Annotated in this window: 9 protein-coding genes; 6 read left to right on the top strand and 3 right to left on the bottom strand. The window is 36.8% G+C overall.

Annotated features, from left to right (window positions below):
* Nucleotides 1–137 precede the first annotated feature (137 nt).
* A complete protein-coding gene (locus MM213_RS04395) occupies nucleotides 138–3,116 on the top strand; it encodes a glycosyltransferase family 117 protein (RefSeq protein ID WP_241410263.1) in 2,979 nt (992 codons plus the stop codon).
* Nucleotides 3,117–3,253: 137 nt separating this feature from the next.
* Here MM213_RS04395 and MM213_RS04390 read toward each other — a convergent pair whose 3' ends face one another.
* The gene (locus tag MM213_RS04390; RefSeq protein ID WP_241410262.1) at nucleotides 3,254–4,033 is read right to left on the bottom strand and encodes a class I SAM-dependent methyltransferase; all 780 of its coding nucleotides are present in this window, start codon (nucleotides 4,031–4,033) and stop codon (nucleotides 3,254–3,256) included.
* 48 nt (nucleotides 4,034–4,081) lie between these two features.
* On the opposite strand from MM213_RS04390, the gene MM213_RS04385 reads away from it, so the two are divergent.
* From MM213_RS04385 to MM213_RS04370, 4 genes are all read left to right on the top strand, one after another.
* Nucleotides 4,082–5,332: a GWxTD domain-containing protein gene (locus MM213_RS04385; RefSeq protein ID WP_241410261.1), complete on the top strand. Its 1,251-nt coding sequence runs from the start codon at nucleotides 4,082–4,084 to the stop codon at nucleotides 5,330–5,332.
* Complete coding sequence (rlmB, locus tag MM213_RS04380; RefSeq protein WP_241410260.1) at nucleotides 5,305–6,078, top strand: 23S rRNA (guanosine(2251)-2'-O)-methyltransferase RlmB; 774 nt, start codon at nucleotides 5,305–5,307, stop codon at nucleotides 6,076–6,078. The genes MM213_RS04385 and rlmB overlap by 28 nt, the downstream gene beginning before the upstream one ends.
* A gap of 106 nt (nucleotides 6,079–6,184) precedes the next feature.
* Nucleotides 6,185–6,433, top strand: a complete 249-nt coding sequence (locus MM213_RS04375; RefSeq protein ID WP_241410259.1) for a hypothetical protein — start codon at nucleotides 6,185–6,187, stop codon at nucleotides 6,431–6,433.
* 72 nt (nucleotides 6,434–6,505) lie between these two features.
* Nucleotides 6,506–7,567, top strand: coding sequence for a BF3164 family lipoprotein (locus MM213_RS04370; RefSeq protein ID WP_241410258.1), 1,062 nt, complete (start codon nucleotides 6,506–6,508; stop codon nucleotides 7,565–7,567).
* Nucleotides 7,568–7,770: 203 nt separating this feature from the next.
* Here MM213_RS04370 and MM213_RS04365 read toward each other — a convergent pair whose 3' ends face one another.
* A complete protein-coding gene (locus tag MM213_RS04365) occupies nucleotides 7,771–10,269 on the bottom strand; it encodes a mechanosensitive ion channel domain-containing protein (protein ID WP_241410257.1) in 2,499 nt (832 codons plus the stop codon).
* Between the two features lie 274 nt (nucleotides 10,270–10,543).
* On the opposite strand from MM213_RS04365, the gene MM213_RS04360 reads away from it, so the two are divergent.
* Nucleotides 10,544–12,043 carry a trypsin-like peptidase domain-containing protein gene (locus MM213_RS04360; RefSeq protein WP_241410256.1) on the top strand — a complete coding sequence of 500 codons (1,500 nt, stop codon included), beginning with the start codon at nucleotides 10,544–10,546 and terminating at the stop codon, nucleotides 12,041–12,043.
* Between the two features lie 56 nt (nucleotides 12,044–12,099).
* On the opposite strand, the gene MM213_RS04355 is transcribed toward MM213_RS04360, so the two are convergent.
* The gene (locus tag MM213_RS04355; protein ID WP_241410255.1) at nucleotides 12,100–12,912 is read right to left on the bottom strand and encodes a hypothetical protein; all 813 of its coding nucleotides are present in this window, start codon (nucleotides 12,910–12,912) and stop codon (nucleotides 12,100–12,102) included.
* Nucleotides 12,913–12,989: the final 77 nt, after the last annotated feature.

Here is a 12,989-nt window from a genome sequence, read left to right as displayed (position 1 = left end):
TGTTTAAATTGTATATCAAAAGTATAACATATCACCATCCATTACAGTAATTTTTATCACAGAAGCTTAAATGCTGTTAAAATTCCTGAGATTAGTGATTATTTGCTTATTTTCGCCCGACATCTATTTCAAAAACAATGCTTGATTACAAAAAGGTCAATAATCTGACAGGTTGGCTGATTGCCTTAGTCGCTACTTTAGTTTATGTATTAACAGTTGAGCAAACGGCAAGCTTTTGGGATCCAGGAGAATTCATCGCCGTATCCTACAAGCTGCAGGTCCCCCACCCTCCGGGAGCACCGTTGTTCTTATTGATTTACAGAATGTTTGGATTCCTCGCAATGGGCGATGGACTTCAAGTAGCCTACTGGATGAATATCGGTAGTGCAATATTTTCTGGATTTACCATTCTTTTCCTTTTTTGGTCTATCACTTTGCTAGGAAGAAAGCTATTCAAAATGGAAGCCGGAAAAGAAAGCAAAGGCCAAACCATTAGTCTGATGGGAGCTGGGATCGTGGGTGCTTTGGTTTATACCTTTTCAGATAGTTTTTGGTTTTCGGCTGTGGAAGCGGAAGTGTATGCCATGTCTTCATTCTTTACGGCTATTGTAATTTGGGCATTTCTCAAATGGGATGTAATCGAAGACCCTGTTTTGGAAAACAAATGGATGATCTTTATTGCCTATCTGGTAGGCTTATCTATCGGTGTCCATTTGCTCAACTTGGTTACCTTGCCTGCATTGGCTTTGATTTATTATTTTAAGAAATACAAAGAACCAAACATCAAAGGTGGTGCCATCGCACTCATACTAGGTGGTGTAGCGCTGATCATAATCAACAACTTTATCATTCCAGGCTTACCAAGCTTGGCAGGATCCATCGAGATCTTTTTTGTAAATAGCATGGGGCTTCCGTTCGGCTCAGGAATAGTATTCTTTAGTATCATCTTCATTGGGTCGTTAGTTTATGCAATACTTTATTCTATCAAAAAAGAAAAAGTAATTCTCAATACAATCTTGTTGTCCTTGACTTTTATTCTGATTGGCTATGGATCATATGCTTTGATCGTCATCAGAGCAAACCAAGATCCTATCATCAACGAAAATAATCCTAAGGATATCGTCAGCTATGTATCCTACCTCAAAAGGGAACAATATGGGTATAGACCATTGCTACATGGGCAATATTTCACGGCTCAAGTAGAGTCACAAGAAGATGGTGCTCCAATCTATCTTAAAGGGAAGGACAAATATGAAATCGTAGACTACAATACAGTCACCAAATACGATAAAAACAAAACAACAATACTTCCGCGAATCTACTCTACACAAGAACGTCACAAACAGATCTACCGTGCAAAACTAGGATTGAGTGCAGGTCAGGAACCTACTTTCTCTGATAATATTTACTTCATGTTTACCCATCAACTTGGACACATGTATTGGAGATACTTTATGTGGAATTTCTCAGGGCGTGAAAGTGATTATTCGGATGCACCATGGTTGGGAATCACAGATGCATTCAGCGACAAATTCCCAGATTACATCAAGGAAAACAAAGCCCATAACAATTACCTAATGCTCCCACTTATTCTTGGGCTAATTGGGCTATTCTTCCAAGCTAAAAAAGATCCGAATTCATTTTATGTCACAATGGGGCTTTTCCTCATGATGGGTGTCGTATTGGTGATTTATCTTAACTCGCCTCCTGTGGAACCTAGAGAGCGAGATTACATCTACGTAGGCTCCTTCTATGCTTTTGCCATATGGGTTGGGTTTGGCGTATTGGCCATTGCTCATGGTATTGCCAAAATTAACAAAAACCTTGCTTTAGCGGGGGTTTTTGCAACATTGATCACATTCCCTATCCCTGTATTGATGGCAAACCAAAACTGGGATGACCACAACAGACAAGGAAGATATTTCTCTGTGGATTCTGCAAGAAACTTCTTGGCATCCTGTGAACCTAATGCAATTCTCTTTACTGGCGGTGACAATGACACTTTCCCTCTATGGTATGTGCAAGCGGTTGAGAACTTCAGGACTGATGTCAGAGTAGTCGTATTGAGTTATTTTGATACCGACTGGTATGTAGATCAAATGACAAGAAAAGCATATGAATCAGCCCCTTTACCATTTTCTTTAGAATATGAACATTACAGAAAAGGTACAAATGATGTGCTTTACTTGCTCGAAAGAGAAGGACTTGATGCTATTTCTGCTCGGGAATATCTAAAACTACTCAGAAACAAAAGTGATCTATTAAAACTTCAGGGTTCTAATAAAATGACTTTGAATATGGTGCCAGCAAGAAACATTATTCTAGATGTGGACATCGAAAAAGTTTATAATGATGGATTGATTCCTGAAGGCATGGAAGCCTTGATGGTAGATCAAATGAACCTAAGAGTAAAGGGCGAATATATGACTAAAGGCAATATGATGCTTTTGGATATGATCACTACCAACAACTGGGAGAGACCAATATATTTTAACAACACTTCACTGGCTACTATCGGATTGGATTTGGAAGATTATGTAGTCATGGAGGGAATGACTTATCGATTACTTCCAGTAAGAAAACCACAAAACTTCAGAGCTGAATTGGTAAATACTGAAAAGTCCTACAAACATATCATGGAAGACTTTGCTTTCAGGGGAATGGACAATCCTGACAACTACTTTGATGATGAATTCCGAAGATTCACTTCCAACCACAGAAGCTCAATCAACAGCATTGCAATTGCTCTTTTGGATGAAGACCAAATGGATAAAGCAGCAGATGTACTTAAGTTCAGTCTAGAGAAGATGCCAAATGAAGCCATCGCTTACGATTTGGCAAGTGGACAGTCTGTACCATTGTTGTTCGAAGTTGGTGAAGATGATTTGGCTTTGGATATAGTAGATAAGATGAGTGTAAGATCTATTCAGCTATTAGACTTCTATGCAAAGACTGATAGACCTTACGATCGGGAAGCCATGATCTCTTTGGAAATGCTAAGATATTTTGTTCCGCTTTTGGAAGAAAGGGGCTATGAGGAGCTTGCTACAGAATTAAGAAAAAATCTTGAAAGATTTATTGGAACTTCGAACAACAATAGATTGGACAGAAGATGATCAATAAATAGTTCAAAAAACCATCACAGACAATCTTTATATTATTGAAAAGAGCTCCTGATTGAATTTAGGAGCTCTTTTTTTTATAAACACTTAGTGAGACTTTGGTGTATCAAGTGCTGAAATAAAAAAAAATATCACCTCTTTTTCTCCAACACATAAAACAGATCTAACCCTTGATCTGAATGATCTACCAAGAGGTAATCAGTATGCTTGATATCCATCACTACATTTCCTTGTTGTTTGTGAAGCCTTTTTCGATTTAGCCTATTGAGAATCTCATAAGGTAATCTTAAAAGTGCAGAAGGCAATCTATGCTGCAAATCCAGCACATCAAATCTCATTATTTTATTGACAGATTTGCGATTCTCCTCATGATAACTCCATACTTTATCATTCCCTCCTATTCCCATAGCATTTACTTTGTCAAAAACTTCTTCGCAAAGATTAATCAATTCCTTTCCTGTATATTCTCTGATATGCCAAGGATTTCGCGATAGTGTATGCCTAATATTTGGAGTAGAAATGATTGCCTTTCCTCCTGGCTTCAATACCCGGTAGATTTCCTCCAAAAATAATTTATCATCTTGAATATGCTCTATTACTTGAAAACTAACTACCGTATCAAAACTATTGGATTCTATTCCCGCAAAAGGGGGGATCACCGCTTGCTCAAAAGCTACAGCTGGATACTTTTGCTTCAGCTCGTCGATTACAGCCTGTATTTTATCAATCCCCAAGTAACTATCCACTTGATCCAACAATTCCTCCACACCCCTTCCTTCTCCACAGCCTACCTCAAGCAATTTCCCTGAGACCATTGGCTTTGCTGCAATATAGGCTTTTAGAAGGCGTTGATGAATTGGGTTATCACTAACCAACTTATCCGATGCAATTTCCGTTGTATAGGTAGCCATTTAAAATTTTATTAATTTGAGCAAAAATAAGGTTAATTTTTGAACCAAATGACAACAAAGACAATAACAAAAAAAATTCAGCTACTTTTAAGTGCCTTGGCACTTAGCTTTACTTGTTCACTAGTAGGTGTAGCCCAGCAATCACTAGAATCTACTAATCAAGCACTTAGATACTCTCGGTATTCTAGAATTTCTCTGAAAATTATTCCAATACAAGAAAGCAGTAGAGATTTTGTATTACAAATGCCCATCGAAAAACTTGAAGACAATGCCGCATTTGGTGATTACAATTTTTATTTCACCATTCTTTCAGGATATAATCAAACATTCACTGACGAAAATTTGACAAAACTAGAAGAAAATGATCTAAAGTTAAATACCCAGAATCATTTCTATTTTGAGCAAAAAATCAAAATACCTGAAGAACAAAATGTAGCGATTGCTTTTCTGAAAGTAGTGGATACAAGGCAAGGTGATGAGTATTATTACCATGTGGATTTGATCAGTCCATTTGTTTTGGGTCATCCAAATTTTGGGGCATACTTTGGAAACAATATTCCATTTGATCAGAATTTCCTCATCCAAGAAGAGGCTTTACTTTTCAAAACAAAAGGGCCTGTATCCTTGCATACATTTTACTACCCGACGAAATTTGACTCACCATACCCTCCTATGGAAATCAAGCCAGCACCAGTCCCTAGGGAGATCCAGGTGGAAGACCAAGGTGATTTTCTGGCCAATACACCAAGAAATTTTGATGATTACGGATATTTTTTCATCCAATCTGACACTAATTCGACCCAAGGGCTAATGATCAAAACAGTTCCACAGGCATTTCCACGGGTAGAATCTTGGGAAGAAATGGTGGATATGGTCGTATATATCTCTACGAGAAAAGAACATGAAGCGCTATTGGAAGCTCAAGACAAAAAACTCGCTTTAGATAAGTACTGGTTTGGATTGACCAAAGACGAAGAAGCAGCCAAAACATTGATTCGCGAATATTTTAGACAGATTGAGTTTGCCAATATACTTTTTACAGATTTCAAAGAAGGATGGAAAACAGACAAAGGAATGGTCTATACAGTAATGGGACCTCCAAATGGCGTTACATTCAGACAAAATGCAGAAATATGGACTTATGGAAATCTTGATTCTAATTCAAAAATAAACTTTACCTTTGCACGCGTCAAAAACATTTTGACTCCCAATTATTATACACTCAACCGTTCGAGAGCTTTACAGCCAGAATGGTTCAAAAGCATTACACTATGGAGAAGCGGAAGGATGGATTTCTAATTGAACGAGGCGAGCAAGACAAAGATTTTATCTTTGGTACCCGTGCGGTCATGGAAGCTATTAATGCCCAAAAAGATATAGACAAAATCCTTGTCAATAAAGAGCTGAACAATGATTTGATCAAAGAATTATTGGCACTTGCAAAGCAGGAAAAAATCCCTGTAGTCCGTGTCCCTGAAGCCAAGCTTAACAGAACAACAAGAAAAAATCACCAAGGGGTTCTTGCCCATATTTCTGCAATTCAATACGCATCCCTAGACAATGTCATAGATGAATGCTTCAGCAAAGGAATAGCTCCACTGATTCTCGTATTGGATAGAATCACTGACGTAAGAAATTTTGGTGCCATGGCAAGAACTGCGGACTGTGCAGGTGTACACGCCATTGTCATTCCTGAAAAAGGAAGTGCACAGATCAATTCCGATGCCGTAAAGACTTCTGCTGGCGCATTGAACTTCCTACCTGTTTGTAGGGTGAAGAACTTATATTACACGGTGAAGGACTTGAAAAAAATGGGGTTGAGTGTAGTAAGTGTCACTGAAAAGACTGACAGAGAGATGTACGAAGCTGATTTCAGCATTCCCACAGCTTTGGTTTTGGGATCTGAAGAAGATGGTATTTCTCCAGAGATCATGGGAATCAGTGATGAATTTGTCAAAATCCCACTTTCTGGAAATATTGAAAGTTTAAATGTGTCTGTTGCTGCTGGAGTGGTGATTTACGAAGCGATTAGGCAGAGGAAGTAGTGAGTAATAAACGTTTTTTGTATTGAAAAACTAAAAAATAATTCTGTAACTATTTGCGATTTAATATATATATACGTTTGCAAGACAACTATAAACATATTAAATCATGAAAAATTTAAAGCAGTATCTCTCTGCTTTTTTAGTAATGGTAGTTTTCTTTGCTACATTGGCCATTTCAATTATTGAAGTTAGTGCTTTTGATGATACTAAACCACAAACTTGTAGGAGTGAATGTGTAAGAGATGAAGAGGCTGTATGTAGTATTTGGACTGTAGATCCCGAGAATGAACCTATATGGGGAAGTTGTGTACACTGGAGGAAAAAGGATGGTGGTTCAATTGAGCCTGTGGAATAAAATCCATTCTAGGCTAGAACAAGTTATTTGTTCTAGCTTTTTTTATATCTCGTGCAAATCAAAATTTATCAAATGAAAAACCACGTTTTATTTCAATTCTTGATCTTGCTTATTGTCACCGTTGGATGCTCAAAAAAAGATGAGTTCTATCTAATTGGGTCTATTGAAAAAGTTAATTTCGATAATTTACCACTGAGTGACACTTTGTTTAGCACCGAAGTTAATGAATTGTCAGATACCCTATTTTTACCAACAAGAATTCTCACTGTAGGCGATTATCTGATTATCGTTGAAAGCGTTTCTGATAATACTATGCATATCTACAATCTTGCAGAGGAGAAATATATTGGCTTATTTGGTAAAAGAGGTGCTGGCCCAGGTGAAACATTTTCTCTATGGCGATTCCATGTAAAGAATGCAAAAGAGTTTTTAGCTTTAGATACTGAACTTGCGAAAGTTGTATTTTATAATATCGATACCCTAATTTATAAAAACACACACTCAGATGAATTTTTAAATAAAGGCTTGTCATACACGAATGGCATAGTATTAAATGTCAATGAATTGACTCATCTTAGTACAGCAAGTTCACCGATTGAAGATCAGGCTAGGTTTTACACACTCGATCTAAAAAACCCAAATCCATCTTCAAAATTTGGCAGCCTACCTAGATTAAATAAAGACTACCCGAATGTCAAACCCTTTGACCAAAAAAACACTCTGGAATTTGCTCATCTTGCTCAAGAAAAAAATCTTGTTTTTTTGGCTTATGCATATATTCCATTAATTGAAATTTATGATTTAAACAACAAGACAAATCAAGCAATTAGAATTTCAGATAAATTACCTTCTGAAGAGTTTTTTATAGCAGCAAAATACTTCACCTCACCAAGTATTGAAGGTGATAAGATGTATGCTTTGTATTGGGAAGGAGATACTACTTACAAACGGACTACTGATATCATTATGGTTTTTGATAGAAATGGAAAGCCGATAAAAAAATTAATACTTGAAGAATCCATTTCGATGATGGTTATCCAAGGCGATTATATTTATGGACTTATAATTGATAGTGACAAGTCCGAGAATAAGGTATTAAAATTTAAAATAAACCAGACTAAAAGTAAAACTTAGCCGATCCAACAAATTCAAAAGTTGATCATGAAGTAAATATAGTTCTTTCCAAAATCTAATGCTTTAGCTTTTTTTTAACAAAATTATATTGACACGGATTTTTTTAAGCTTTAATAAGTCAGCAACAACAGGTGTAGTCATCTACAAAACGATCAGACAGAGTAAACAAAAAATGTGAAGCTGGTGGAGCTCCACATTTTTTTTCAACCTTTTTCTCCATCCATATCTTCTTTCTCCCTAAGATTTCCCAACTCTTCAATCTCAGCCCCTGATTTAATTTTCTCATCCAACAAGCCCGGAAAAGATTTGAAATTCAAATCTCGCTGAGGGAAAGGTATCTCTACGCCATTTTCTTTGAAAGCTCTAAAAATCCCGCGCATCACTTGATTTCTGATATTTATCCATAAATCAAAATTATCTACCCAAAATAACACCCTAAATTCCACAGCACTATCGGCAAAGCTTTGCAACAATACTCTAGGCTCTGGATTCTTCATTATTTCTTCGATTTCAATCTGTTCCGATAGGATTTGTGACACCAAGTCCATATCAGAATTATAGCTTACGCCGATTATGAGTTCTACTCTTCTCTTTTTATCAGAAAGTGTCCAATTGATCAGATGTTGAGACAATAAATCCCCATTTGGAATGATGATTTCTGAGCCGTCATAAGCTTGGATTTTACTTGATCTAATTCCAACTTCCTTGACTGTACCTGCCCTTCCTCCGACTTCTATTGCATCACCGATTTGAATTGGTTTTTCAAAAGCTAAAATAACTCCAGACACCAAGTTGTTCACAATCGTCTGCAAGCCAAAACCTATCCCAAGTGAAAGTGCTCCAAGAACAATGGCAATTTTGTCCAATCCTATCCCAGATGCCGCAACAGCAAATAAAAAACCTACTGAAAGCACACTCAGTCTGATCAGCAGTATAGAAGATCCTAGCCTTTTATCCCTAGATGATCCTTTTTGCTGATCCTTCATGGTAGCAAAATAGGCAACGTTGTTCGCTAATAAGCTCGACAAATAGACTATCACAAAAAACACCAAGATATTTCCAAAAGTAAATGAGCTATTCACTAACTTCCTAGGTTCCGAAAGGAATTGTTTGCTATTCTCAATCACTGTGTCTAGCAAGGAAAGATTGTCGAAGAAAAAGTAAACCCAAATAATGCCCGCTAGTCCAAACAACACCTTTTTTAGTCGCTTTTGAATCCTATGGAAATCGATATATGAAGTAAAATCATTTTCCCCTTTGCCTCTCAATTCTATTTGCAAATAGATAACTTCCAAAATAATCAAAACGAAAAGGTAGAGCACTACAGATTGAGTAAAACTGATCGTAGCAGCTACTCCAAGCATTTTACTCAAAGTAAATCTCCCAAATACATTGGCAATTATGGACAGACTTTGCATGACTATATAAAACTTTACCAAAACACTGATAAATGAAGGGAAGGAGTCAAGATTACTTTTTTGGAATTTGACAATGCGCAAAGCTAGATAAACGCCTATAACACTAAGAAGTATCAAATACCACCTCTCCGAATAATTGATATCTCTGTAAAGATTACTTACTGTATATACCAAAAACACCAAAACAAATATCACCCAGTTCCTGTAAAGTCCTTTTGGAAATCTTCCAATTAATAAAATTGTTACAGACAGCACTCCAACCCACAACAAAACGGTCAAAAAAGATATCGTGGGATTGGGGAAAAAGAATGGCATGATAGGAGTAAGAATAACCAAGACACTCAAAAAAGGATTGTTTGGAACATAGTGAGCTCTTTCCAAAATAATTTTTGAAAACTCCTTCTGAGATTTGATAGCGATCAAAATATTTCGAATCCATAGATATAGACCCAGAAAAAGAAATATAAAAAAGACACACAAGCCTATATTATTTTTCAAATATCTGAAAAATATCGCTTCGTTCAGCTTGATAGACTCCAAAAAAACGGTCCCCAATCCTGATGCATTTTGGTAGCTTCGTTTTTGCCATAGATAGTTAAAATCCTTAGTCAACAGCGCTTTTTCAGCACTTCTCAATTCTACTGCAATACTCTCGGAGAGTTCCGAAATACGGATAATCATCCTGGATATTCTTGTCTGAAAACTCGCAGTGTATATCCTCTGTTCACTCAATATTTGTTCTGTTTTCTGAACTTGTTCACGAAGCTGTGTAAGTGCACTTTGATATTCCGGCAGAATAGAAGCATCTCTCAAATCCAGTCTAAACAAGTCATCCTCTTTCATAGCCTCAAGCTCTTGCTTTACAGATACCAATTCTTCAATCCTACTAGAAACTTTCCTCTCAGCGGTAATGATTTGAGTCCTGATATTTCTAAGGAGATTATCAAGCTCTTGTAAGTACCTAATACTAATCTTTGAGTCGCTATTCTCAAGTCTATTTTGTACCACTGTAGTCAAGCGCTCTGCGCTGGGAAAATCCTCTATGATCTCTAAAGAATCCAATGACCTCCCCAAGGTGTAATTCATCCTATTCAGCTGAATAGTAAAATCTTGGCTCTTCCTGATACTACCTTCTAAGGATGGCTTTTTTACCTCCTCTACTTTCTGCTTATCAACTTCCTCAGAAGCCTTCAGCAAAGTATCAAGTCCCTGATCATCAAAGTGCATCGCATTGACTGCAAATCCAATAAATAATAGTACTATAAACAGACTGCTGAATTTCATACTTATTCCGATTTCATTTAGAAAATAATTCAATATACATGATAATTTAAAATAGTCTCAGCTAAATAGCCAAAGGTTTCGAGATTGTCAAGATGCATAGCTTGATAGATTCTTTTAAACTCATTCCTATAATTGATTGTTAAGTAAAGGTAACAGTATTTGGCAAGTGTTAAACCATGTTAAAAACATATTCTCATGTTTTAAAATGCTTGATTTTTGATAACTGTTACTCGTAAATTTCGTGTATCTTACATATAACTTAAACGCAATAAAAATGAATAAAAAGCAGTTTTTCCTAGGCATCGTTTTAGCCTCTCTTATAGGTGGTGTAGTTGCTTTGGCAGGTGCCAGCTATTTATCCAAACAAAATACAGCTACAAATTTCACTGAAAAACAAGATGCCAGCTTAGTAAATTGGCTTTCGGATTCAAAATTCACTGTACCTGATGGAATTAATTTTGTCGCTGCTGCCCAACAAGTAACACCTGCAGTGGTCCATGTCAAAAGTTCTGTCTCAGCCCCGCAGAGACAACAAAGAGGAGTGGATCCATTGGAAGAGCTCTTTGGATTTAGAGCCCCAGATAGAAATCAAATGCCTAGAGAAGCTAGGAGTTCGGGTTCTGGAGTTATCATATCAGAAGATGGATATATTGTCACAAACAACCATGTGATAGAAAATGCCTCGAAAGTAGACATTTCATTAGAAGACAATACTAGATACACTGCACGTGTAATTGGTACAGACCCTACTACAGATTTGGCTTTGTTGAAAATAGAAGCGAAAGGACTACCTTATGTGAGTTTTGGAGATTCCGATCAAACAAAAATTGGGGAATGGGTACTTGCAGTAGGTAATCCGTTTGATTTGACTTCTACAGTGACAGCAGGGATTATTAGCGCAAAGGCCAGAAATATAGGAATTCTTAGAACTGCAGAAAACCAATTATCAATAGAATCATTTCTCCAAACAGATGCCGTAGTCAACCCTGGCAATTCTGGTGGCGCCTTGGTAAACCTAGCAGGAGAACTTATTGGTGTAAATACTGCTATTGCATCGAGAACAGGCACTTTCAACGGATATGCTTTTGCGGTACCAAGCACATTGGTGAAAAAAGTAATGGATGATTTATTGAAATATGGCACAGTTCAGAGAGGTTTACTCGGTGTCACCATCATCGATGTATCGCCTGAACTCCAAGAAGAATTGGATCTAAATCTTGGTGTATCGCAAGGTGTCTATGTAAGAGGCGTAAATGAGGGAAGCGGTGGAAAAGAGGCTGGCCTCAAAGAAGGTGATGTCATCATCGGTGTTGATGGTGTAAGAACCAATTCAGTAGCCACATTACAAGAAATGGTAGCTAGAAAAAGACCAGGAGATCAAGTTACTATAAAATACCTAAGAGACGGAAAAGAGATAGAATCAAAGGCAACCTTGAAAAACATTTCCGGAGACACCAAAATTGTGAAAAAAGAAGCCCCAGTAGTAGCTAGCTTCAGCGGAGTGACTTTTGAAGATTTGAAAGAAAACATAAAAGAAAGGCTAAAAATACAGGGAGGAGCAACCATTCTCACTATTGAAAATGATGGCTGGAAAAAATCAGGTGCAAGGCCTGGCTTTATAATCACTTCGATCTTGGGAGCAAATGGAAGGTTTAGGATCTCAAGTGCAAGCGATGTAGTATCAATACTTGAAGAAAACAGAGGTGAAGAAGTAGTAATCCTTGGTCTTTACCCTAACGGACAAGAATATTACTTCGAACTAAAAGTAGAATAAAATAAATTTAGTGTTTGAGTTGTTTAAAAAAGACCGGTTATTAAATCGGTCTTTTTTCATGGCCAAACATTGTCCAAACTATCAAACAGGATATCAACGAATATCTCTCCACCTTCCCTATCCAAATGATCCATATCACTAAACAAAGAATCTTGCTCCAAAAACAAATCATCAAAATCAATTACAAAAATATTATTCTTGATAAAAAGAGTGTCAGCTCCGTAGCTTTCTTCTGCCAACATACCATAATAGGTTTTTGACAATGGAAATCTCAAACCAATCAAATCGATATCATTTGACTCGCAAATAAGAATAATTCTTTTTAAGGCTTCAGTCATGATATTTGATGGTAATGGTTCATCAAAATAATTTTCAATCCGATCCAATGACTTTTCCTTTTGTTCTGCAATATCTAAATCTTCCCAGGAGGCTTTTGATCTAACTCCTCCCCATTTTGAAAAATCAAAAAGCTCATCCTGCAAAAAGTTCTTTATGATCAAGCTGTACCTGTCATTTAAAAACACACAATAGTATTTGAGATATTTGTTGTAAATAAATGCACCATAATCTGGATAATCGTCTTGGTCAGCATAAAATGATGACCTATCCAAATTGTTTTGATCTTCTCTGGTAGGCGAGAGTGTATGGTCATCCACACTGATATAAATCCTATTTACATGGGCATTTCGAATTAGATATTTCAATTTTCTCTCCATATCAAGGTAAGAATCGCTCTGCCCCGAAAAATTATGAACTTCATGGATTTCCGTGAAATCGCCCAAAGGCGTACCATGCGAATCGGCCAAAAGATATTCCGAAAATGATAGATCAACATCATCATACCCTTTGATATAAAAACCTCTTATCATGAAAAACAATAACACATTGATTACTAATAGGAGTGTTAGAAAAGTAAGAACCTGTCTGAGAAATAGTCTTATCATCA

It is taken from the genome of Belliella alkalica (assembly GCF_022549785.1).
Lineage (GTDB): Bacteria > Bacteroidota > Bacteroidia > Cytophagales > Cyclobacteriaceae > Belliella > Belliella alkalica.
Note: the sequence above shows the minus strand (reverse complement) of the source record. Positions and strands in the feature narration are given on the sequence as shown.